The sequence below is a fragment of the Bradyrhizobium sp. USDA 376 genome (genome assembly GCF_054063675.1).
In genome coordinates this window covers 1,319,010-1,341,324 of sequence record NZ_JBSSGN010000001.1, presented here as the reverse complement: position 1 = coordinate 1,341,324, position 22,315 = coordinate 1,319,010, and the positions used below count along the sequence as shown (strand labels likewise).

The following is a 22,315-nucleotide window of genomic DNA, read 5'->3' as shown; positions in this document are numbered from 1 at the left end:
TCAATTGGTTCAAGAACTATTGAACATTGCAGTCGCATCGCTATGATTCCCGGATCATGAGCCGCACGCCGCACCATCCCACCCGCGAGCAGATCGAGCTGCCGATGGTCCTGGATTGCCTGAGCGATCCGATCCGTCTGGCGATCGTCTACCAGCTCGCCCAGCAGGAACGTGTCAGCAGCGAACTCCGCTGCAGCGACTTCAATGCGCTCAGCGGCAAGTCGAATCTCGCCTATCACTTCGCCAAGCTGCGCGATTGCGGCCTGATGCGGACGCGCGTCGCGGGCACCAACCGCTTCATGCGGCTGCGACGTGAGGATCTGGAAGCACGCTTCCCCGGCCTGCTCGATGCCGTGCTCAGCTCCGCAGCCAAGGATGCCGACAGGCTACCGCTGCTGCCGGAGTGTGAATTGGTCGGGATTGACCGAGAATGAGACGGTTGTGCGCCGAAGCGTGCCCGTCTTCGCCCTTCGGGCTTCGCCGAGGCAGCCTTCGCCACGAGAGGGCCTGCCCAGTCGAACCCGCCGCCGCTCTGCGAGCTATGGCGCGGCAAGGCTGGCTTGCCTAGCCGAAACTGCGTAAGCAGCGAAGGCTGGAGACCCGGCCTGGATTTGAACCAGGATGAAGAGCGTTGCACCGCCCTCGCGTAGACGCTTCCGCCACCGGGCCGGCGCGGACATTACCGATTGCACTGCGACAAGCTACAACGGCTAATTGTTATGCTTAACGAACCAGTGGCGGCCGTCCGATGAAGGTCATGCGCCAGCGATTGTGGCCGATATTGGTGTGGGCGCGCTGGACGGCGAAGCCGGCGGCCTTCAGCTTCGCGGTGATCTCGTCCTCGCTGTAGCGCTGCAGCCCGATCTTCGAGCGCAGCTGACGGTAATCCGACAGCGCGGTGCTGATCAGGCCGATCAGCGCATCCTTCAGGAAGCCGTGACGCAGGCCGAAGCCGAGCAGCGCCATCACGTCCCTGAACATACCGACATGGGGCTGAAGGATGTCGCCGAGCACCAGCTTGCCGGACGGAGTCAGTAGTCGCCGGATATTGAGCAGCGCGGCATCGAGCTCCTCGCCCGTCATGTATTGCGCGACCGAGTTCATCACCACGAGGTCGATGGACTGGTCCTGCATCTTGCGGACGTCGTCGAGCGAGCGGACGCGGATCTTGGTGTTGGGGGCAAACCGCGCGATCAAGCGGCCGCGCACGCCAGGCGCCGGTTCGGCCAGGAGCAGCTTGCCGCAGGCGGCCGCCACCTGGTTCGCCGACAGCGCCTCGCCGCAGGCGTAGTCGAGCACAGTCGCCTCAGGCGAGGTGATGTAGCCGATGATGTCCCGCGCAATGATCTGGAAGTGCAAGTCGCGATGCAGCTTGCTGACATAGATCGTATGCGTCGAGTCGTAATAATCGATCCAATCGTCCATGGTATCCGAGGGTCCCGGCCAAAGGGTTCCTGCCAAGGAACCGGCGCTGCCCGCCTTGCGTTAGGGGTGCGACGGCGCGCCGTCAATGTCCGCGTCCTAACAGGAAGGTCTCCCGTGAGCAAAACCAACAACAAGGTCTCGCCCGATCTCGACACCCCCACCGATCTGTCGCCCGACGGGGTCAAGAAGGTCTCGCAGTCACTGAACGTGCTGCTGGCCGACGCGTTCGCACTGCATCTGAAGACCAAGAACTTCCACTGGCACATCAGCGGCCGGCACTTCCGGGACTACCATCTACTGCTCGACGAGCAGTCGGACCAGATCTTCGCCACCACCGACCAGCTCGCCGAGCGCGTCCGCAAGATCGGCGGCACCACGCTGAAGTCGATCGGCCAGGTGGCAAAGCTCCAGACCATCAAGGACAACAACGAGGACTACGTCCCGCCGCGCGAGATGCTGCGCGAGCTGATGCAGGACAACAAGCACGTCGCAGCCGCGATGCGCAAGGCGCACGACGTCTGCGACGAGGCCGGCGACGTCGCCAGCGCCAGCATCCTCGAGGTCTTCATCGACGAGACCGAGCGCCGCACCTGGTTCCTGTTCGAGGCGACCCGGCAGGAAGGTGCGAACGAGGCGTAGGGCACGGCGTCGTAGGGTGGGCAAAGGCGCGCTCTTCGCGCGCCGTGCCCGCCATTTGTCCTCACCGCATAAATCGAATGGTGGGCACGCTTCGCTTTGCCCACCCTACGACGCCTGCGTGTTTCAACAGTGTCGTCCCGGCGCAGGCCGGGACCCATAACCCCGAAAGCCAGTTTGGCGAAGAAAGGTCATGACCATCTCGCGCCATAACCCCGTCTGAGGCGTATGGGTCCCGGCCTGCGCCGGGACGACATCGGAGTACTTGGCGCGCTCTTGATTACCCCCACAGCCGCAACAGCGCGCCATCCTTCCCCGTCACGGGATCAGCGGGCGGCAGCGCGACTCTTGGAATCGTCTTCAGCGCTTTCGCGTGGTTCTCCGGCGTTGCCCGCGTGATCTCCATCTTCGCGCCGGGCGGGTAGGCGCCGATGATGCAGAAATCATCGCTCGCCTTGATGCACTGATGCCCGGTGCCGGCGGGCAGGATCGCGACATCGCCCGCCTTGATCTCCAGCTCCTGGCCATGATCCCCGCCGAAACGGACGCGCGCGCTGCCGCGCGCAACGCCAAGCACCTCATGCACCGTCGCGTGATAGTGCAGATAGTCGTAGACACCGTTGCGCCACGTCCCGCCCCAGCCGTTCGCTTCGAACAGGTTTTCGATGGTCTCTTCCGGCTGCTTCGGATCGAGCTTCACCGCGCCCTGGTAGACCAGGAACGGAAGGATGTTGTTCGGCACGAGCCCGTCATCCTCGAACACGATGGCGAGCGGCTCGGCCTTGTCGCGGACGACGGACATGATCGGACTCCTGCACGAGGATAGCAGGGATCAACTGGCGTTGCCGCAGCGCGTTCCTCTCGTGTCCCGGACGCGATGCAGCGTGCAACGCTGCGTCGCGAGCCGCGACCCAGAGGGCCGGCTTGGGCCCCGGTTCAGCAGCGCATCGCGCCGCGAAGCGCGGCGTCTAAAGCGCGTTCACGCGCGTCTTCGACGCGCTATGGCACTGCCCCCCGGGGCACGAGAGCCGTAGTGAACCTTACGCGCTCTTCCTCTGCCGCATCAGGTCAGCGAAGCGCTGGAACAGATAGTGCGAGTCGCGCGGACCGGGTGAGGCCTCGGGGTGGTACTGCACCGAGAACACCGGCTTGCCGTCGAGCTGGATGCCGCAATTGGAGCCGTCGAACAGCGAGATGTGGGTCTGGGTTGCGCCCTTCGGCAACGTCTTCTCGTCCACGGCAAAGCCGTGGTTCATCGAGGTAATCTCGACCTTGCCGGTGGTCTCGTCCTTCACGGGATGATTGGCGCCGTGATGGCCCTGATGCATCTTCCTGGTTCTGGCGCCGACGGCGAGGCCGAGCATCTGGTGGCCGAGGCAAATCCCGAAGGTCGGCGTGCCCGACTTGATGACGTCCTGGATGACAGGCACCGCATATTTGCCGGTCGCGGCCGGATCGCCGGGCCCGTTGGACAGGAACACGCCGTCCGGCTTCATCGCCAGAATGTCTTCGGACGAGGTCGTCGCCGGCACCACGGTCACCTTGCAGCCGACGCCGGCGAGCAGGCGCAAGATGTTGCGCTTGATGCCGTAGTCAATGGCGACGACGTTGAACTCGGGCTTGTCCTGACGGCCAAAGCCCTTGTCCCACAGCCACGGCGTCTCGTCCCAGGTGAAGCGCTGGCCGCTCGTGACCATCGGCACGAGGTCCATGCCCTCGAGGCCGGGCCATTCGCGCGCTTCTTCCTTGAGACCGTGCAGGTCGAACTCGCCGGTCCTGGAATGCGCGATCACGGCATTGGGCATGCCCTTGCTGCGGATCAGCGCGGTCAGGGCGCGGGTGTCGATGCCGGAGAGGCCGATGATGCCACGCGCCTTCAACCATTGGTCGAGATGCTTGGTGGCGCGGTAGTTCGAGGGATCGGTGATCGCGGTGCGCAGGATCACGCCGCGCGCGCCCGGCGTCGCGGCCATGTTCACCGTCTCGATGTCTTCCTCGTTGGTACCGACATTGCCGATATGGGGGAAGGTGAAGGTGATGAGCTGGCCGGCATAGGAGGGATCGGTGAGGATCTCCTCATAGCCGGTCATCGCGGTGTTGAAGCAGACCTCGCCGACGGCGTGGCCCTCGGCGCCGAGACCAAAGCCCTCCAGAACTGTGCCATCGGCAAGCACGAGGAGCGCGGTCGGTTTGTGGTCCGGCCAAGCGGGATCGTTGTCATGTTGTGTCATGAGCCCGCTTCATAAGCCCCCAACACGCGCCCGTCAAAGCAGGAGGAGGCCGATTCACATGCGTTTTTGCATATTTGACGGGCGGCTACAGGCACTTAGGCCGGAACTGGCAATTTTGGGCCATTTCGGCGGCCGATGGGGAAACAATGCACCGGCAAACCGGTCCAGTCTGGCCTCTGGCCCGCGAACGGCTTAGATCAGGCGCGACAGATTGAGAGGACCCCGGCCATGCTGCGCGACGACATCAACAATGCGGTCAAGGAGGCCATGAAGGCCAAGGACGAGCGCAAGCTGTCCACGCTGCGCATGGTCAATTCGACCATCAAGAACGCCGACATCGACGCCCGTGGCAACGGCAAGCCGCCGCTGTCGGACGCCGACCTGCTCGCGGTGCTGCAGAAGATGATCAAGCAGCGCCAGGAAGCGGTCGAGCTCTACGACAAGGGCGGCCGCGCCGAGCTCGCCAAGCAGGAGCGCGAGGAGATCGAGGTGATCTCGGCGTATTTGCCGAAGCAGATGTCCGAGGACGAGGTGAAGAAGGCGATCGCGGACGCAATCACTGAGACCGGCGCCGCCGGCATGAAGGACATGGGCAAGGTGATCGCCGTGCTGCGCGCGAAGTATGCCGGCCAGATGGATTTCGGCAAGGCCAGCGGTTTGGTGAAGGCGGCGCTGTCGAGCTAGGTCGTCCTTACCCTCCCCTGGAGGGGTCCGGGACGAGCGTAGCTCGCCCGTGGTCGATCGCGCGAAGCGCGAGCGGGGTGGGGTGATCTCTCCACCCGGGCACCGCTTCCGCAGAAAGACTGTCACCCCACCTCGGTTCGCATGCCGCTTCGCTCCATGCGAACCGATCCTCCCCCGCTTGCGGGTAGGGCTATCGCATATGAGGAGAGCGTGGCGGGAAGCTCGCCTGCGGCCATCCTTCGAGACGCCCGCCTCCGGCGGGCCCTCAGGATGAGGACAGAGTACGTGGCGGCAATTCGGCAGCCAAAGCTGCCGGTCAGCCTCATCCTGAGGAGACCGCGGAGCGGTCGTCTCGAAGGACGAGGCGCTTGCTCAGGCCCCACCAGCTCATATGCGATGGCCCTGCCCTGGAGGGGAGGATGGGCACCTTTGATGCTGCATCAGTTCGGTCTACTCTCTCCATAAGAAAATAGGGGAGGCACGATGACCGCCGCCATCAAACCGTTCCGCATCGCCATCAGCGACGACATCCTCGCCGACCTCAAATCGCGCCTCGCCCGCACGCGCTGGCCGGAGGCGGAACTGGTCGACGACTGGAGCCAGGGCGCGCCGCTGAAATGGGTCCAGGAGATCTGCACCTACTGGGCAAGCGGTTACGACTGGCGCGCCCGCGAGGCAAAGCTCAATCGCTTCGAGCAGTTCACCACCGAGATCGACGGGCTCGACATTCACTTCATCCATGTGCGTTCGAAGGAAGCGAACGCGCTGCCGCTGATCATCACCCATGGCTGGCCCGGCTCGATCGTCGAATTCCACAAGGTGATCGCGCCGCTCACCGATCCCGTCGCGCACGGCGGCAATTCTGCCGATGCCTTCCACGTGGTCTGTCCGTCGCTGCCTGGCTTCGGTTTCTCCGCCAAGCCGAAGACCACCGGCTGGGGCGTCGACCGCATCGCGGCAACCTGGGCGAAGCTGATGGACGTACTCGGCTACGCGCGCTACGGCGCGCAGGGCGGCGACTGGGGCTCGGCGGTGACGACCTCGCTCGGCGCGCAGGATGCCGAGCACTGCGCCGGGATCCACATCACGCTCGCCTTCAATGCGGCGCCGAAGGTCGAGGGCGAGCCGACGGCGGAGGAGCAGCGCGCGCTCGCCGGCCTCAAGCACTATGTCGATCTCGACTCCGGCTACTCCAAGCAGCAGTCGACGCGGCCGCAGACGCTCGGCTATGGCCTGACGGATTCGCCGAGCGGGCAGGCGGCATGGATCCTGGAAAAATTCTGGGCCTGGACCGATTGCAACGGCCATCCCGAAAACATCTTCAGCAAGGACGAGCTGCTCGACAACGTCATGTTGTACTGGGCGACGGAGACGGCGACCGCGTCAGCGCGGCTCTATTGGGAGAGCTTTGGCAAGCGTCGCACGACGCCGGTCGTCAAGGTGCCGACGGGCGTCGCGGTGTTCCCCAAGGAGATCATCACGCCGGTGCGGCGCTGGATGGAGCCCAACTTCCACAACATCACCCATTGGAGCGAGATGGAGAAGGGCGGCCATTTCGCCGCATTCGAGCAGCCGGAGCTGTTCGTGCGCGATGTCAGGAAGTTTTTCGCGACGGTGCGGTAAGCCCCGCTGTCATTTCGGGTTCGACGCTGGCGCGTCGCCCCGGAATGACGTCGCGGGGCTTGTTCCGAGCACCCACCGCTCTAGACTGGGCCAAAACAACGAGACACCGGGAAGACGACCAAGCCCATGCTCACCGAAGCCGCAACCTACGACGAGCTCTATCGCAACTTCCGCTGGGACATCCCGGCGCGCTTCAACATGGCGGAGGCGTGCTGCGATCGCCATGCCGACGGCACCGGCCGCCTCGCGCTGATCTATGTCGACGAGAACGGGGCCACCACGCGCACCTCGTTCGACGAGGTCGCGGAGATGTCGCGCCGCTTCGCCAATGTGCTGAGGGCGGATGGGCTCGTCCGCGGCGACCGCGTCGCGGTGTTCCTGTCGCAATCGCTGGAATTGCCGATCGCGCACATGGCGGCGTTCCGCTCGGGGCTGATCTCGATCCCGCTGTTTGCCCTGTTTGGCGACGACGCGCTGGAATTCCGTCTGTCGAATTCGCAGGCAAGAGCCATCATCACCGATGAGGCGGGCTGGGAGAAGCTCACGAAGATCCGCGATCGGCTGCCCTATTTGCAGGACATCTATGTCACGAGCGGCGCCGTCCACGCCGGCGCAAAGCCGTTCTGGTCAGCGATCGAAACCGCGTCCGAGGATTTTGCAAACGTCGACACCTCGGCCGATGATCCCGCGCTGATCATCTACACCTCGGGCACCACGGGCAATCCGAAGGGCGCGCTGCATGCGCATCGCGTCGTGCTCGGCCATCTGCCGAACGTGGAGATGTGTCACAACTTCCTGCCGCGCCCCGGCGATCTCATGTGGACGCCGGCCGACTGGGCCTGGATCGGCGGCCTCGTCAACGGATTGCTGGCATTCTGGTATCACGGCATCCCCCTGGTCGGCCATCGCGCGCGAAAATTCGAGCCGCAGGCGGCGATGCAGATGATGGCGGATCTTTCCGTGCGCAACGTCTTCCTGCCGCCGACCGCGCTGAAGCTGATGCGGCAGGCCGGCGTGAAGCATCCCGGCGTCAGGCTCCGCAGCATTTTTACGGGCGGTGAATCGCTCGGCGGCGAATTGCTGGGCTGGGTGCGCGAGACTTTTGGCATCGACGCGCATGAAGTGTTCGGTCAGACCGAGTGCAATCTCGTGATCGGCAGCAACTCAAATCTCTTTCCGATCCGCCCCGGTGCCATGGGCAAGGCGACGCCGGGCTTCGACGTCCGCATCGTCAACGACAAGGGCGAGGAATTGCCGCGCGGTGAGCGCGGCATCATCGGCGTGCGCCAGCCGTGCCCGGTCACGATGCTCGAATACTGGCGCAATCCGGAGGCGACGGCGAAGAAATATGCCGGCGAATTCCTGCTCACCGGCGATCTCGGCGTGCAGGACGAGGACGGCTATTTCTGGTACGTCAGCCGCGAGGACGACGTCATTACCACCGCCGGCTACCGCGTCGGCCCCTCCGAGATCGAGCACACGCTGATGAAGCACCCATCGGTGGCGATGGCCGCGGTGGTCGGCATCCCCGATCCGATCCGCACCGAATCGATCAAGGCCTGGATCGTGCTGCGCCCCGGCTTTACGGGCAGCGATGCGCTCGCGCGCGAGATCCAGGAGTTCGTGAAGGTGCAGCTCGCCGCGCACGAATATCCGCGCTATGTGGAGTTCGCCGAGACGCTGCCGATGACGGCCACGGGCAAGGTGCTGCGGCGCGAGCTGCGGGCGAGGGGTTAGGTTTTTCAATGCCGAAGACGTCTCAGGCCGCGGGGCTTCATCGCGCCTCACTTGCGAAGCTGCACGATCTCGATGCGGCGCTGGAGCTGATGTATTACGGCTGGCGCGGAATGACGCTGGAGGCCGACGACTATCTCGCCAGGCAGGGCCTTTCGCGCCCGCACCATCGTATCCTCTACGTCGTGGCGCGCCGGCCCGATATCGCGATCGGCGCGCTGATCGAGATCCTCGGTATTTCCAAGCAGGCCCTGAACCGGCCGCTCAATTTGCTGCTGGAGCGCAAGCTCCTGACGTCGAAGCGCTCGCCCGAGCAGCATCGCTCGAAATTGCTGCGCCTGACGGCCGCGGGGCAACGCATCGAGCAAAAGGCATCGGACCACGAGCGCAAGGTCATGAGTCAGGCGTTCGAGCGCGCCGGGGCGTCGGGTGCGGCGGCCTGGATGGCCGTCATGGAGGCGATCGCCGACAACAACTGACCGCCTCTCAAGTCAATATAGTTGACATGAGAGCGCGGCTTTGCCACTTTCCGGCCAACGGGCCAGGGAGGGCTCTGCCATGGGCGTAGGGAAGATGGATCGCGCGGCAGCCGAACATTTCGTCGCGGCATGGTGCGCGAGCTGGTGCAAGGTCGACATCGACGCGGTCGTCGCGCATTTCGCCGACGATGCGCAGATGCGCAGCCCTCTCGCGCTCGAACTGACGGGTTCCCCCGTTGTCACGGGCGTAGAGAACATTCGCGCCTATTGGCGGCAAGCCTACGGCCACATCGAAAGCGCCGAGCTGAAGATCGTGGGCTGGAGCTGGGACGAGGTGATCGCGCGACTGACGGTGTGGTGGCAATTGGGCGGCACGCGCGCCAGCGAATTCATGGACTTCGACGATGCGGGCCGTGTGGTCCGCAGCGAAGCCTTTTACGGAAAATAGCCATGCGTCTCTTGGATATCGTTCTGCTTCTCAACGCGCTCTGGTTCGTCGGCGCCTTCATCCAGTTCAGCATCGCGCAAGCCAACACGCTGAAGATATTGCTGCCGCGGGAAGAGCGCAGCAATCCGATCGCGCCGACCCTGGCGGCGAGCGTCGCGTTTCTCGGCGGAATGAACCTGCCGATCGGGCTGTTGTCGTTCTATCTTCTGGCGGCGCGTCCAGTTTTCTTCCAGCCGGTGCAGGCGCAGCTCGTGCTGTTCCTGTTCTTCTCGGCCTGCCACTTCAGCCAGTTCGCCTACAACGTTCCCGTGCTGATGCGCGGCGGACGTGTCGGCGTCGCCTACTGGCCGGTGCTGAAAGGTCCGATGCTCCGGATCTTCGTGATCGACGCGGGCCTGTTTGCGGCCAATCTCGGCGTGGCGCTCCAGCTCGCGTTCTCGTCCTGATTCATCGCGGTGGCGTCGAGAGGGTGGCGCGCAGCATCGCGGCGAGATCCTTGCGCCGGAACGGTTTCGTCAGAATGCGGGCGTCGCCGACACCGTCGGGCGTCTTGACCGGATCCTGGGTGTAACCGGAGGTGAAGAGCACCTTGAGCCCTGGCCGCAGTGCCGTTGCCTGCCGCGCGAGCTCCGGCCCGAACATGCCGCCGGGCATCACGACGTCGGTGAACAGCAAATGGATGTCCCCGCGCTGGCGCAACAGGTCCAGCGCCGCGGGACCGTTCGACTTCGCGATGACGCGGTAGCCGAGCGCCTTCAGCTCGTTCTCGATATAGGCCCGCACCATGTCGTCGTCCTCGACGACGAGAATGGTCTCGCTGCCATCGGGTGCCGCGACACGCTCCGCCGGTAACGGATCCTCGGCCAGCGGCGTTGCAAGACGGGGAAAGAACAGCCTGACGACGCTGCCGTGTCCCGGTTCGGACTGCATCTGCACCAGGCCGCCGGACTGTCGCACGAAGCCGTAGACCATGCTGAGACCGAGCCCGGTCCCCTTGCCGACCTCCTTGGTGGTGAAGAACGGCTCGAAGGCGCGGCTCGCCACCTCGGCGGTCATGCCGGTGCCGGTGTCGGTCACGGCCACCATGACGTACTCGCCCGGCCGCGGCTCGCCGTTGACGTCGAGGTCGGAGTCGCCAAGCGAAATGTTGCGCGCCTCGACCGTCAGCTTGCCACCGTCGGGCAAAGCGTCGCGCGCGTTGAGCACGAGGTTGAGCAGCGCGGTTGCCAGCTGGCCGGGATCGACGCTGGTCATCCACAGATCCGCATCGAGCGCGAAGGTGCACTCGATGTGCTCGCCCAGCGATCTGCGCAGCAACGGCTCCATGTCGAGCAACTTGCCGGCGATGTCGATGTCGCGCGGCCTTAAGGGTTGCTTGCGCGCAAAGGCGAGCAGGCTCCGCGTCAGGTCGGAGCCGCGCTCGGCGGCGGTCGCGATGTCGCCGGCGATCCGATGCAATTCCTTGTCGCCGGCGAGCCTGTCGGCCAGATGCTCCGAATTGCCGAGAATGACGGTCAGGAGATTGTTGAAATCGTGCGCCACGCCGCCGGTGAGCTGGCCCATGGCTTCCATCTTCTGCGACTGGCTGAGCTTCTGGTTGAGGTCGGCGATGGCGGCGCGTTGCTGCTGCAGCGACTCGGCGGTGTCGTTGAGCAGGGTCATCAGCCCCCCGAGCTCGCCGCCCGGGTGCGGCGGCGGAATGCGCGCGCTGAGGTCGCCGCGCCCGAGCTTCTTCGCCATCGCGGCGAGCCGTCCGACCTGGCGCCCGACGCTCACGGTCGCAAGGATCAAGACCGCCACCAGCAGCAGCAGCGAGGCCACGGTGAGGATCGCCAGGTCCTCGTAGAGCCGGCGGTTCGCCGCCGCGACCAGCCCGTCCTTGGACCGTCCGACCAGGATGTAGAGACCGGCATCCCGGGTCGGCGAGCGGGCGGCGACACTCCAGACATGGGTGCGGCCCTCGCGATCGGTCACCTCGTGAAAGGACTTCCGGTCGGGCGTTGAAGCGAAGCGGAACAGTTCGGATCCCGCGATCGACCCACCGACGGGTTCCGTCCAGCCAGCGCCCGAGGGAGCGACCAGAACCGTGCCCTTGCCGTCGACCAGCAGGACATCCTTCTCGGCGAGCAGGCGCTTGTGGTGAAACTCCGCGAATTTGCGCAAGTTGAACGAAGCCAGCAGGATCAGCTTCAGCGCGCCCGCTTCCGTCCGCACCGGAAAAGCGATCTGGAGCACGGACATTCCGGTCAGCCGGCCAAAGACCGGCTCGAGCACCACGCCGCGCGAGACCAGCGCCTGCTTGAAATAGGCACGATCCCTGAGATCGAGGCTGCGGTTGGTCCGCAGCGAGTCGCAGAACAGGCTGCCGTCGGGATCGATGGTCAATATTCCGGTGAACTGCGGGTATTCCTCACGCACTTCCGACAGAAACGCCGAGCACGCCGCCTTGTCGCGCGTGTCGAGGTCGCGGGCACGGGCGAGACCATAGTGAAGCTGCGTGGTGCCCCGGATCTTCTCGTCCAGGTCGCCGGCAATCTCGTCGGCCGCCGCCGTCAAATTGGTCAGGGCGGCGTCGATGTCGCTGCTGCGATTCTGCATGAAGCGCAAGCCGACGAGGCCCGCGGGCACCAGCATGGCCGCGATGACGAGGATCAGTAGCCGGGTACGCAAGCTCATCGGTCGAATGGTCCGCTCAATCGCGCGTGGGGGCGGAGGTACAATTTGCGGCACCGCCCTCCGCTCCGTCCATAGGCATCCTGCCGAAAAGCGAGGAAAGATTTTGACGCACACGCTTGGCGGGTGGGCGATGAGGCGCCGGCGGGCATCCTGCGATACCGTCGTCAACTCGTGCGTGCTTGCGGCGCGGGAGGGCGCTAATATCGAGATCGCGTGCGACGGAGATCGCGCCGGTAAAGGAGGAGGAGCTCATGTCCATCTCGGGCAAGGTCGATCCGGTGGTGCGCCCCGTCGTGGCGACTGACATCGCCGAGGCGCTGGTCGAGGGCCTGCGCGACTTCCAGGCGCTGCCGTTCTACGGGCTTTGCTTCGGCGCGCTCTACGCCGCCGGCGGCATCGCCATCATGCTCTGCCTCACCGCCTTCGGCATGGTTTATCTGGTCTATCCCCTGGCCGCCGGTTTCGCGCTGATCGGTCCGTTCGTGGCGATCGGCCTCTACGAGGTCAGCCGCCGCCGCGAGCGCGGCGAGCCTGTGTCGCTCAGTGCGATCTGGTCGGCGGTCCGCTCGCGCAGCGAGATCGGCTGGATGGCCTTCGTCACGCTGTTCGTGTTCGTGATCTGGATGTACCAGGTGCGGCTGCTGATCGCGCTGCTGCTCGGCCTGCATGCATCGTTCTCGAGCCTGCAGGAGTTCATGACGGTGGTGCTGACCACCAACGAGGGCCTGCTGTTCCTCGCCATCGGCAATGCGGTCGGCGCCGTGCTGTCGCTGATCCTGTTCTCGCTCACCGTGGTGTCGTTTCCGCTGCTGCTCGACCGCGAGGTCGATTTCGTCACGGCCATGGTGACGAGCGTGCGTGCGGTGGTGACCAGCCCGCTGCCGATGATCGGCTGGGCGGCCGTCATCGTGATGCTGCTGATCGTCTCGGCGCTGCCGTATTTTCTCGGCCTGATCGTGACGCTGCCCGTGCTTGGGCACGCGACATGGCATCTGTATCGGCGGCTGGTGGTGCCGGTGTAGCTTATCGCTCCCTTCACCCCTTGGGCAGTGCCGTAGGGTGGGCAAAGCGAAGCGTGCCCACGGCCTTTGTTGCAGGTTGGGTCAGTGGTGGGCACGGCGCAAGTGCGCCTTTGCCCACCCTGTACCCTTTTGGGGTTCGCATCCAGTCGAAGGTGTAGACTGGAACACGGGCCGATCCGCCGGGAGCAGCCTTGCCCACCTGTGTCTTGAACACCGACGTAGGAGCCGCGCCCCGGCAGAGCGGCCGCGGTCGAGATCCAGTAGGAGGTTCGCGCCGAGAGCGCCAGTACAGGGATCGATCAGGATCGCGGTGGCCCGCTTTTTGAGAGCAAGGAGGTCCCAACAATGCTCGAAGATGTACGCTGGTTCGTCGGGATCGATTGGGCAACGCAGAGCCATAGCGTTTGCCTGCTGGATACCGAAGGAAGACAGGTTGCTCACTGCGAGTTCGCCCATGAGGGTGCGGGCCTGACGGAGTTGCGCGACTGGCTGCTGCAGAAGACCAACGCCGCACCGGGGCAGATCGCCGTGGCGATCGAGATGCCGCACGGCCCGGTGGTGGAGGTGTTGCTCGAACACGGGTTTGCGGTGTTCGCGATCAATCCCAAGCAGCTTGACCGCTTCCGTGATCGCTTCACGGTGGCTGGTGCCAAGGATGACCGCCGCGATGCCCATGTGCTCGGAGCTTCGCTCCGCACGGATCGCGCGGCGTTCCGTCGGCTTGTGGTCGACGATCCCACGATGATCGAGCTGCGCGAGTGGTCGCGCTTGGCCGACGAACTGCAGCAGGAGCGCACACGTCTTGCCAACCGGCTGCGCAAGCAGTTGTGGCGATATTATCCGCAGGCCACCAAGCTGACCGACGATGTCGCTGACGAATGGTTCCTGGCGCTTTGGCAGATGGTGCCGACGCCGGCCCGTGCGGCCAAGGCCAGCGAGAAGGCAATTGCACGCGTTCTGAAAGCCCATCGCATCCGCCGCCTTGATGCGGCGGGGGTGCTTGAAACTTTACGCGAGGCCCCGCTGCTGTTCGTGGCACCCGGCACCACCGAGGCCGCCTGCGCACACATCCGCAGCTTGGCGGCACGACTGCACCTGGTCAATCAGCAGATCAAGGAGGCGCATCAGAACCTGGACCGTCTGTGCGTCGCAATCGAAGGCGAGGAGAAGGCCTCGGGGCAGAGCTCGGAGCAGTGCGACGTGACGATCCTTCGCTCCTGGCCAGGAATCGGCAGGATCCATCTCGCCACACTGCTCGCCGAGGCCGCAGAGCCTCTGCGCAGGCGAGATTATCATGCTCTGCGCGCCTTGGCAGGGGCCGCGCCGGTGACGCGGCAAAGCGGCAAGCAACGCTTCGTGATCCGTCGCCTCGCCTGCAACAGGCGGCTACAGAGCGCCGTCCATCACTGGTCGCGGGTCGCCATCCAACACGATGAGGCCAGCAGGCGACGCTATGATGCCTTGCGACAGCGAGGACATGGCCACGCGCGTGCTCTGCGCACTGTAGGGGATCGCTTGCTCTTTGCCTTGTGCACGACGCTCAAGCGACACACCCCATACGAGGCGGACTATAGCGCAAGGACCTCCACTAAAGCCTGAGCCTCATTCCTTTGTTCGGCCGGTGTGACCATTCCTTCGTCCCGACCTGCCGATCGCCACAGCGCCGCGCGCAGACGCTGTCCAGGAGGCCGTCGGCACCGGCAACGCCGGCGCGAAGCGTCCTGGACGGCGGCGAGCACGGCGCTATGCTCGCCCATCAAGGACGTCTACCTCTTGACCACGGGTAGGAGGTCCTACGATAGCTACGCTTGTCCAGGACGACGGAGGAGGAGTTACGGCGTCTTGATCCCCATCGCCTTCAGCGCGTCGAGCATCCGTTGCGGCGGGCCCATTTTCACCACCAGCGGCTTGCCGGTCTCGAGCACGCTCTTGAGGCTGGAGAGGATCGCCGGCCAACCCTGCCGCCCACCTTCGAGGATGTCGTCGCTGAGCGGCCGGTCATGGCCTTCGCTCATGGTGAGACGAACCGCATCGCCGACCTGTTCGATCTCGTAAGTCACCAGCGTCGGGCCGAGCTTTTCGATCAGGTCAGGCCAATTGACGTTGAAGGTGACGGAGAGCTTTCGCGGCGGATCGTAGGCGAGGACCTCGCCGCTGATGTGCAGCGCGCCATCAGGCGTGCGCACGATGAACGCGCCGCCAAGCCGCGGCTCGACCTCCACGGCGTTGCCGAAGAAATACTGCTTGCTGAACCCGGCCGTGGTCAGCGCCTCCCACACCTTCTGCGGCGTCGAGGCGATGTAGATGGTGTAGACCGTGAGCGGCTTGAATTGATCGAGGTTCATTTTGCATCGAATCCCTTGTTCAGCGGCTGCGCGTGGAATGCCGAGCAGCTTGCCGGTCTCGAGCAGGCTCTTGAGCTGGGACAGGATCGCCGGCCAGCCGTTGGACACGGCGCCGAGATATTTACCGCCCTCGACGAAGCCGTCATGCAGCACGGTCAAACGCACGAGCGCGCCGAACGGTTCGATGGTGAAGACGACGCGTGAGGTCGGCTCGCCCCGAAGTTCCTCGAACTTGTGGTGCTTGAAGCTGTAGGAGAGGCGCCGCGGCGGATCGGCTTCCAGAATCTCGCCGGAATCGGTGACCTCGCCATCGAGCAGAAGCGCGAAGGGCGAGCCGACCTTCCAGTCAGACTTCACCTCGGCGCCGAACCAGTATTGCCGGGTGAACTCGCTCGACGTCAGCGCCTCCCACAATTTTTCCGGCGTGGTCTCGATATAGCTCACATAGACGAATTGCGGCTTACTCATCGCGCTTCTCCAACTGGCGTTTCAACTCGCCGAGCGCTGCGAGCTTGCCGCGCTCGAACTTCCTGATCCAGCGCTCGCCGATCTGATGGATCGGCACCGGGTTGAGGTAGTGCAGCTTCTCGCGGCCATGCCTGATGGTCGTGACCAGATTGGCCTCTTCGAGAATGACAAGGTGCTTTGTGACGGCCTGCCGCGTCATCGCGAGGCCCTCGCAAAGTTCGTTCAGCGTCTGGCCGTTCCTGGCGTGAAGCCTGTCCAAAAGCGAGCGTCGTGACGCGTCGGCGAGCGCTTTGAAGACCTCATCCATGGCAGCGATAATAGGCAACCGAATGGTTGCATGTCAAGCGCGACGTCATTCCGGAAGCCGCACAGCGGTTATCCGGAATCTCGAGATTCTCAGGTGCGCTGGCCGCGCACCATAGTTCGCACTTCACATTCTCCGCTGTCATCCCCCGCGACTCTCCGCTGTCATCCCCCGCGAAGGCGGGGGATCCAGTATTCCAGAGGTGCTGGTGGAATACGGAGAAGCCGCAGCGTACTGGACCCCGCCTTCGCGGGGTATGACGGCTGTGATTGAGGAGCCTGCTTCCGCCCAGTGACATCTTCCGTTCCCGCCCATCCCATGCATTAATACCGCCAATCCGCCCCCAGCCGAGTCCTCCCCATGATGTCCATGCAAGCCTATCTCGCCTTCGTCGCCGCCTGCATTGCGCTGGCGTTGCTGCCGGGTCCGATCGTCACCCTGGTCATCGCCAACGGGCTGCGCCATGGCACGCGCGCAGCGCTGACCAACGTTGCCGGCGCGCAAGCCGGTCTTGCCATCGTCATCGGCATCGTCGCGATCGGCCTGACTTCGCTGATGGCGACCATGGGCTACTGGTTCGACTGGGTGCGCTTTGCCGGCGCGGCCTATCTGGTCTGGCTCGGCATCAGGCTGATCTGGACGCCGGTCGACGGCGTCGATGTCGACGCGCCGCCTCCGCCGCCGCGCGGCGGCTTCTTCCTGCAAGGCTTCCTGGTGCTGCTGTCGAACCCGAAGGTGCTGGTGTTCTTCGGCGCCTTCATCCCGCAGTTCATGGACATGAGCCAGCCGCACTTTCCGCAGGTCGCGCTGCTGGGCGCCACCTTCATGGTCACCGCCGTGATGACGGACGCGCTCTACGCCATCGCCGCAGGCCGCGCCCGGAAATTCTTCTCGGCCCGCCGCACGCGGATGATGTCGCGCGTCTCCGGCGGCTTCATGATCGGCGGCGGTATCTGGCTGGCGCTTACAAGGGCGAAATAAGCCCTTTCCCCGCCGGTTCGGCTTGAACCATTCGCGGCGGCAATGCGTCCAATCGAGCATTGCCGTTGCCGAAGGACTTTTTGCCGTGCCGAATTTGCCTCCGCTCGTTTACGCGATGCTGCTTGCGCCGCTCGCGCTCATTCTGATTGCCGCCATCGTCAAGACCTGGCAGGCGCGCGAGGCGCGAAGCTGGCCGCAGGCCGCGGGCAAGGTCGTCACGTCGGTTGCGGAGGTGCGCGAGGTCAAGGTATCCGACGACGAGCGCGAGGACGGCTATCGCACCGAGAGCCGCAACTTCGCCAACGTCAGTTACGAATATTCCGTCGGCGGCCGCAAGCTGCGCGGTAGCCGCATCTCGATCGGCGATGACCTCGGCAATTTCCAGGTCGCCGAGAAGCTGGCGAAATATCCCGCCGGCAGCATCGTCACCGTCTATTACAATCCGCGCCATCCCGATCAGGCGGTGCTGGAGCGTGATCTGCCCAAGGGGCTGTGGGGCTGCCTCGGCATCGGCTCGGCGATTGTGCTCGCCATCATCTTCGGCTCGGCCTTCGGTCTCAACCAGAGCTACCAATATCTCGCCCATCACATCGGGCGTCCCGATCTGGCCGGCCTCGTCGTCGCCTTCGGTGCGTTCGGCCTCGTCATTGCGCTGATGGCGTGGGCCGTGCAGCGGCAGGCGTCGATGGCGACGCGCTGGCCGGTCGTGCCGGGCACGATCAAGCTGTCGGGCATCGAGGAGTATCACGAGGCCAGCGAGCCCGGCGAGGCGCGCGGCCTCGAGATGTTCGGCAAGCGAGTGACCTACACCTATCGCTATCAGAACATCAGCTACACCAATGAATGCGCGCGCGTCGCGGCGGAAACGCCATCGGCCTCCGACGAGATGCTGAAGAAGCTGATGTCGCGCTACCGGGACGGCGCGACCGTCGATGTCCGCGTCAATCCCGACAATCCGGCCGAGGCCACGTTAGATGCCCGCGGCGACGGCCGCATGGCCTACGTGCTGTGGGGCATCGCCGCGATCTTCACCGCGCTGGCGCTGTTCGTCGCAACGCGCGGCGGTTGATCTTCACCTCGCCCCGCTTGCGGGGAGAGGTCGAATTCGAGCGTAGCTCGAATTCGGGTGAGGGGGAGTCTCCGCGAGTCTAACTCTCACCGTCCCCGCGGAGACTCCCCCTCACCCCAACCCTCTCAGCGCGAGCGAAGCTCGTCGCGGCCCCGCAAGCGGGGCGAGGGAGCGCACCGTCGGCTTGGCTGCCTACACCAACAGCTCCGCCCGCAGCTCCACTTCGATCTCCGCAAAAATCCGCGCCAGCCGCTCGGCCCATTGCTGCTGGCCGGACTGGTCCGCGATCAGGTCCTGGCGGATCTCGATGCCGGTGCTGACGAGGCCGCGGGCTTCGCCATGCACGGGGATGGTGTAGTCGGTGAGGTCGCTCACCGCATAGGGCTCGTTGTCGCCGACGACGAGATCGCTCTCGCGGCGCAGATGTTTCAGCAGCAGCTGCGGCAGCACGGTGTCGCGATTGTACAGCGCGCCGATGTGCCAGGGCCGCGCGACGCCGGCATAGAGAGGCGTGAAGCTGTGCAGCGACACCAGCACCGTCGGCCGCTTGTCGTGCAGGCGACGGCCGATCGTGGCGTCGATGCGATGATGATAGGGCTCGAAGATCTCGCGCCGCCGCGCCGTGCGCTCGGCATCGGAGATCGCCTCGTTGCAGGGGATCGTGGTTGCCTCTGATATCACGGGGATCGAGCTCGCAGCGCCGGGAGGACGGTTGCAGTCGATCACGAGCCGCGAATAGCGCTGCGCGATCAGATGGGCATCGAGCATCCTGGCGAGGCGGTCGGCGACGCCGGCAATGCCGATGTCCCAGCCGATGTGTCTGACAAGCTCGCTCTCGGGGATGCCGAGATCGCCGAGCGCGCGCGGCAGCGCCCGTCCATAGTGATCCGAGGTGAGCAGGAAGGGCGATGTGCCTTCTGCATTCGCCTCATGCACTGGCGGAATGTCACCCTCGCCGAGCAGTTGATCGGCCGCGTCCGCTGTGTCTAAAGCCATCCTGATTGCCTATGGAAAAAGCAGTCACCCCGAAAATTGGGCAGGAATCGGTATAGATTGGTCCGCTCAAAATCACCATGATTGCCGGACGATGCCGCTGCTCACGATTCATCACAAGACCGAATATCGCTATAACCGCCCGGTGGCGTTCGGCGAACACCGCATCATGCTGCGTCCGCGCGACGGGCATGATCTGCGCGTGCTCGATAGCAGGCTCGAGATCTCGCCCGAGCCGATGTCGCTGCGCTGGATCCACGACGTGTTCGGCAACTCGGTCGCGATCGCCAGTTTCGACGAGCGCGCGGACCATCTGACCTTCGACTGGCACGTCACCGTCGAGCACAATCCGGTCGACGAGTTCGCGCTGACCGCGGACGATGCCGCCTATTTCTATCCGTTCGTCTATGACGACGAGGAGTTCGCCGATCTCGTCCAGTATATCACGCCGCAATATGCCGATCCCGACGGCGAGATCGCGGAATGGGCGCGCGGCTTCCTCGACGAGGAGGCGCCGACGCCGACCTTCAAGATCCTGAGCGGCATGACGCATGCGATCCGCAAGCAGTTCAAATACCGCAAGCGTCACGAGCCCGGCACGCAGCATCCGCTTCATACCTTGCAGTCGGGCACAGGAACCTGTCGGGACTATGCGCTGTTCATGATCGAGGCGCTGCGCCAGCTCGGCATCGCCGCGCGCTTCGTCTCCGGCTACATCTTCGTGCCCGAGGACATCGCGCAGCGCCATGTCGGCGGCGGCTCCACCCATGCCTGGGTGCAGGCCTATCTGCCGAGCGCAGGGTGGATCGAGTTCGATCCGACCAACGGCATCGTCGGGACCCGCGACCTCATCCGTGTCGCGGTCGCCCGCGACCCGCGCCAGGCGATCCCGCTGCACGGCGTCTATATCGGCTCGGAAGAGGCCTTCGATGCCATGGAAGTGAACATCAAGGTGGTCTCGGACGACCAGGACAGCGACGCAGAGATGGAGGCAGAGGTTTCGTAGATGGAGATCAAGGTCGGCTTCGAGATCACCTACGCCGCGGTGCAGCCGACACCGATGGTGATCATGCTGAACATCCACCCCTCGCGACAGGCCGACATCATCGGCAAGGAGACGGTGGTTGCGGAGCCCGACGTCCCCATCCGCTTCTATCACGATGGTTTCGGCAATGTGTGCGGCCGCCTCATGGCGCCGGCCGGGGGCGTGACGCTGAAGGGCAGCGCGCTGGTGCGCGACAGCGGCCTGCCCGACGAGGTGATGCCTGATGCGCAGCAGATCCCGATCGAGCAATTGCCGAACGAGCTGCTGCTTTATCTGATGCCGAGCCGCTATTGCGAGACCGACAAGCTCACTGATATCGCCTGGTCGCTGTTCGCTAAGTCGGAGCCCGGTTGGAATCGAGTCGCGGCGATCACCGCGTTCGTGCATGGGCATGTCACCTTCGGCTACGAGCACGCCCATCACATGAAGTCGGCGCACGACGTCTTTGAGCAGAAGACCGGCGTCTGCCGCGACTTCGCGCATCTGGCCGTCGCGCTCTGCCGCTGCATGGGCATCCCCGCGCGCTACTGCACCGGCTACATGGGCGACATCGGCATCCCGCCCGAACCGTTCCCGATGGATTTCTCCGGCTGGTTTCAGGTCTGGCTCTCGGGCCAATGGTTCACCTTCGACGCCCGCCACAACATGCCCCGCATCGGCCGCATCCTGATGGCGACGGGGCGCGACGCCGCCGACGTAGCGCTGTCGACGAGCTTTGGCCGGATGGAGCTGAAGAAGTTCGAAGTGGTGAGCGTCGAGGTGGTCGACGCGGACGTGGTGAAGGCGGGGTGAGGGGGCGCTCGTCACTGCCTCGCTTCACTCGCAATGTTGATGTCAGGGCACAACGCCTCCCCAACGTCGTCCTGGCGAAAGCCAGGACCCATAACCACCGAACACGGGAATGGGCAACCTGATGGCGACAGCGTCGCGCCACACTAGCAGCCGGGGTAATGGGTCCTGGCTTTCGCCAGGACGACGGCGCGTTTGTAGCGCTGTCGTTCCGCTTCATTCGCAGCTATAGACCCCCATGACCTCCAACCGTCTCTTCGTCTACGGCACCCTGATGCGCGGCTTCGACCATCCGATGGCGCGGCTGCTTGCCGGCCATGCGGATTTTCTGGGTGAAGCGACCTGCCGCGGCTGGCTCGTTCTGGTGAAGCATTATCCGGGATTGTTGTTGTCGGATGCGCCGTCTGACATCGTCCACGGCGAGCTCTTTCACCTGCGCGTGCCCGACGAGCTCTTGCGCGAGCTCGATATGTACGAGGCTTGTGGCGAAGGCTTTCCGGAGCCAACCGAATATCTACGTCAGTTGATCGACGTCACGCTGCCTGATGGCACCAGCGAGAAGGCCTGGACCTACGTCTACAACTGGCCCGTCACCGATCTCCCGCGCATCGAGTCCGGCCGCTTTCTGGAGCTCTAAGCCGACAGCACTTCCTTCACCACGCGCACGTCGACCTCGCGCTCGACATAGCTCCATTCCTCGGTCTGCCTGAGCATTGCCACCAGCTCCTCGAACAACGAGGCATCCGCGGGGGCGAACTCGAACCAGGTCAGGAAGTCGAAGGGCTCGCCGAGGTCGCGGCAGTGATAGAGCTGGCGCGCGATCGCGGGCAGGAAGCGCAGGCTGCCGGCGATGTGGTGCGACCGGTCCTCGAAGATCTCGCGGCGCTCTTCCTGGGTCAGATCCCACCAGGCCTGCGACTTGCGGATCGGGATCAGCGCCGCGCTGGTGGCCTCCACCCGGCCGAGCCCGGCCTGCACCGCCACGAGCTGCTGCCTCTCCGCGCGCTCGGTGTAGCGCAAGCTGCTGGAAACGCCGACCAGCCGCCAGGCATTGCGCGAGGGCACCAGCGGCAACGAGACCGCGTCGCTGTCGGTGACCGACAGCGCCGGCATGAAGGGCAGGGGCTCACCCGTCACAGGCGAAATCGAGGTGACGCGCCAGCCCCCGCTGTGGCCGCCTCGAAAGGTCCTGAACATGGGGGTATGGAAGCGTGGAACCGGGCGCGGTTCAAGCTTTTCCCGTCATTGCGGGGCGCCCGTTCCGTCATCCTGAGGCGCTCACAATGCGAAGCAGTGTGAGCCTCGAAGGATGAATCGGCCCGGATGCAGCCGGGCCGTCGCCCTTCGAGGCTCGCCGAAGAGG

23 protein-coding genes, 1 tRNA gene and 1 pseudogene are annotated in these 22,315 nt (G+C 64.7%); 15 read left to right on the top strand and 10 right to left on the bottom strand.

The window, feature by feature from the left end:
- Window positions 1-56 precede the first annotated feature (56 nt).
- Window positions 57-434 (top strand): ArsR/SmtB family transcription factor, encoded by a 378-nt coding sequence (locus ACVJ19_RS06170; RefSeq protein ID WP_453949798.1) that lies wholly within the window; start codon window positions 57-59, stop codon window positions 432-434.
- Between the two features lie 159 nt (window positions 435-593).
- Here ACVJ19_RS06170 and ACVJ19_RS06165 read toward each other — a convergent pair.
- Window positions 594-669: transfer RNA gene (locus ACVJ19_RS06165), tRNA-OTHER, on the bottom strand.
- Between the two features lie 54 nt (window positions 670-723).
- The gene (locus tag ACVJ19_RS06160) at window positions 724-1,425 is read right to left on the bottom strand and encodes a class I SAM-dependent methyltransferase (RefSeq protein WP_453949799.1); all 702 of its coding nucleotides are present in this window, start codon (window positions 1,423-1,425) and stop codon (window positions 724-726) included.
- A gap of 114 nt (window positions 1,426-1,539) precedes the next feature.
- Here ACVJ19_RS06160 and ACVJ19_RS06155 point away from each other — a divergent pair, with 114 nt between their 5' ends.
- On the top strand, window positions 1,540-2,064 hold the full coding sequence (locus ACVJ19_RS06155; RefSeq protein WP_453949800.1) for a Dps family protein: 525 nt from the start codon (window positions 1,540-1,542) through the stop codon (window positions 2,062-2,064).
- A gap of 277 nt (window positions 2,065-2,341) precedes the next feature.
- Here ACVJ19_RS06155 and ACVJ19_RS06150 read toward each other — a convergent pair whose 3' ends face one another.
- Together ACVJ19_RS06150 and carA are read right to left on the bottom strand one after the other, a co-directional pair.
- Window positions 2,342-2,863 carry a cupin domain-containing protein gene (locus tag ACVJ19_RS06150; RefSeq protein ID WP_453949801.1) on the bottom strand — a complete coding sequence of 174 codons (522 nt, stop codon included), beginning with the start codon at window positions 2,861-2,863 and terminating at the stop codon, window positions 2,342-2,344.
- 238 nt (window positions 2,864-3,101) lie between these two features.
- On the bottom strand, window positions 3,102-4,292 hold the full coding sequence (gene carA, locus ACVJ19_RS06145; protein ID WP_453949802.1) for a glutamine-hydrolyzing carbamoyl-phosphate synthase small subunit: 1,191 nt from the start codon (window positions 4,290-4,292) through the stop codon (window positions 3,102-3,104).
- A 228-nt stretch (window positions 4,293-4,520) separates the two neighbouring features.
- Here carA and ACVJ19_RS06140 point away from each other — a divergent pair, with 228 nt between their 5' ends.
- The 6 genes from ACVJ19_RS06140 (at window position 4,521) to ACVJ19_RS06115 (ending at window position 9,706) form a co-directional block, all read left to right on the top strand.
- On the top strand, window positions 4,521-4,976 hold the full coding sequence (locus ACVJ19_RS06140) for a GatB/YqeY domain-containing protein (protein WP_453949803.1): 456 nt from the start codon (window positions 4,521-4,523) through the stop codon (window positions 4,974-4,976).
- A gap of 483 nt (window positions 4,977-5,459) precedes the next feature.
- Window positions 5,460-6,599 carry an epoxide hydrolase family protein gene (locus ACVJ19_RS06135; RefSeq protein ID WP_453949804.1) on the top strand — a complete coding sequence of 380 codons (1,140 nt, stop codon included), beginning with the start codon at window positions 5,460-5,462 and terminating at the stop codon, window positions 6,597-6,599.
- A 126-nt stretch (window positions 6,600-6,725) separates the two neighbouring features.
- Window positions 6,726-8,336 carry an acyl-CoA synthetase gene (locus ACVJ19_RS06130; RefSeq protein WP_453949805.1) on the top strand — a complete coding sequence of 537 codons (1,611 nt, stop codon included), beginning with the start codon at window positions 6,726-6,728 and terminating at the stop codon, window positions 8,334-8,336.
- An 8-nt stretch (window positions 8,337-8,344) separates the two neighbouring features.
- A complete protein-coding gene (locus tag ACVJ19_RS06125) occupies window positions 8,345-8,812 on the top strand; it encodes a MarR family winged helix-turn-helix transcriptional regulator (RefSeq protein ID WP_453949806.1) in 468 nt (155 codons plus the stop codon).
- Between the two features lie 94 nt (window positions 8,813-8,906).
- Window positions 8,907-9,260 carry a nuclear transport factor 2 family protein gene (locus ACVJ19_RS06120; RefSeq protein ID WP_453949807.1) on the top strand — a complete coding sequence of 118 codons (354 nt, stop codon included), beginning with the start codon at window positions 8,907-8,909 and terminating at the stop codon, window positions 9,258-9,260.
- A 2-nt stretch (window positions 9,261-9,262) separates the two neighbouring features.
- A complete protein-coding gene (locus ACVJ19_RS06115; protein WP_453949808.1) occupies window positions 9,263-9,706 on the top strand; it encodes a hypothetical protein in 444 nt (147 codons plus the stop codon).
- Between the two features lies 1 nt (window position 9,707).
- On the opposite strand, the gene ACVJ19_RS06110 is transcribed toward ACVJ19_RS06115, so the two are convergent.
- Window positions 9,708-11,936, bottom strand: a complete 2,229-nt coding sequence (locus ACVJ19_RS06110) for an ATP-binding protein (protein ID WP_453949810.1) — start codon at window positions 11,934-11,936, stop codon at window positions 9,708-9,710.
- A 251-nt stretch (window positions 11,937-12,187) separates the two neighbouring features.
- On the opposite strand from ACVJ19_RS06110, the gene ACVJ19_RS06105 reads away from it, so the two are divergent.
- A complete protein-coding gene (locus ACVJ19_RS06105; protein ID WP_453949811.1) occupies window positions 12,188-12,958 on the top strand; it encodes a DUF2189 domain-containing protein in 771 nt (256 codons plus the stop codon).
- Between the two features lie 345 nt (window positions 12,959-13,303).
- Window positions 13,304-14,557, top strand: a complete 1,254-nt coding sequence (locus ACVJ19_RS06100; protein ID WP_453949141.1) for an IS110 family RNA-guided transposase — start codon at window positions 13,304-13,306, stop codon at window positions 14,555-14,557.
- 233 nt (window positions 14,558-14,790) lie between these two features.
- Here the strand turns inward: ACVJ19_RS06100 and ACVJ19_RS06095 are convergent, their stop codons facing one another.
- From ACVJ19_RS06095 to ACVJ19_RS06085, 3 genes and pseudogenes are all read right to left on the bottom strand, one after another.
- Window positions 14,791-15,303, bottom strand: a complete 513-nt coding sequence (locus ACVJ19_RS06095; RefSeq protein ID WP_453949812.1) for an SRPBCC family protein — start codon at window positions 15,301-15,303, stop codon at window positions 14,791-14,793.
- Window positions 15,300-15,771, bottom strand: a pseudogene (locus ACVJ19_RS06090) (SRPBCC family protein). The gene ACVJ19_RS06095 and the pseudogene ACVJ19_RS06090 overlap by 4 nt, the downstream one beginning before the upstream one ends.
- Window positions 15,764-16,078 carry an ArsR/SmtB family transcription factor gene (locus tag ACVJ19_RS06085; protein WP_063687468.1) on the bottom strand — a complete coding sequence of 105 codons (315 nt, stop codon included), beginning with the start codon at window positions 16,076-16,078 and terminating at the stop codon, window positions 15,764-15,766. The pseudogene ACVJ19_RS06090 and the gene ACVJ19_RS06085 overlap by 8 nt, the downstream one beginning before the upstream one ends.
- 357 nt (window positions 16,079-16,435) lie before the next feature.
- Between ACVJ19_RS06085 and ACVJ19_RS06080 the strand changes: the two genes are divergently transcribed.
- The gene (locus tag ACVJ19_RS06080; protein ID WP_453949814.1) at window positions 16,436-17,056 is read left to right on the top strand and encodes a LysE family translocator; all 621 of its coding nucleotides are present in this window, start codon (window positions 16,436-16,438) and stop codon (window positions 17,054-17,056) included.
- Between the two features lie 85 nt (window positions 17,057-17,141).
- A complete protein-coding gene (locus ACVJ19_RS06075) occupies window positions 17,142-18,125 on the top strand; it encodes a DUF3592 domain-containing protein (protein ID WP_453949815.1) in 984 nt (327 codons plus the stop codon).
- Window positions 18,126-18,317: 192 nt separating this feature from the next.
- Here ACVJ19_RS06075 and ACVJ19_RS06070 read toward each other — a convergent pair whose 3' ends face one another.
- On the bottom strand, window positions 18,318-19,121 hold the full coding sequence (locus ACVJ19_RS06070; RefSeq protein WP_453949816.1) for an N-formylglutamate amidohydrolase: 804 nt from the start codon (window positions 19,119-19,121) through the stop codon (window positions 18,318-18,320).
- A 91-nt stretch (window positions 19,122-19,212) separates the two neighbouring features.
- On the opposite strand from ACVJ19_RS06070, the gene ACVJ19_RS06065 reads away from it, so the two are divergent.
- The 3 genes from ACVJ19_RS06065 (at window position 19,213) to ACVJ19_RS06055 (ending at window position 21,589) form a co-directional block, all read left to right on the top strand.
- A complete protein-coding gene (locus tag ACVJ19_RS06065; protein WP_453949817.1) occupies window positions 19,213-20,124 on the top strand; it encodes a transglutaminase family protein in 912 nt (303 codons plus the stop codon).
- Window positions 20,125-20,955 (top strand): transglutaminase-like domain-containing protein, encoded by an 831-nt coding sequence (locus ACVJ19_RS06060; RefSeq protein WP_453949818.1) that lies wholly within the window; start codon window positions 20,125-20,127, stop codon window positions 20,953-20,955.
- 235 nt (window positions 20,956-21,190) lie between these two features.
- Window positions 21,191-21,589 carry a gamma-glutamylcyclotransferase family protein gene (locus ACVJ19_RS06055; protein WP_453949819.1) on the top strand — a complete coding sequence of 133 codons (399 nt, stop codon included), beginning with the start codon at window positions 21,191-21,193 and terminating at the stop codon, window positions 21,587-21,589.
- Here the strand turns inward: ACVJ19_RS06055 and ACVJ19_RS06050 are convergent.
- Window positions 21,586-22,149, bottom strand: a complete 564-nt coding sequence (locus tag ACVJ19_RS06050; RefSeq protein WP_453949820.1) for a chlorite dismutase family protein — start codon at window positions 22,147-22,149, stop codon at window positions 21,586-21,588. The genes ACVJ19_RS06055 and ACVJ19_RS06050 overlap by 4 nt on opposite strands.
- Window positions 22,150-22,315: the final 166 nt, after the last annotated feature.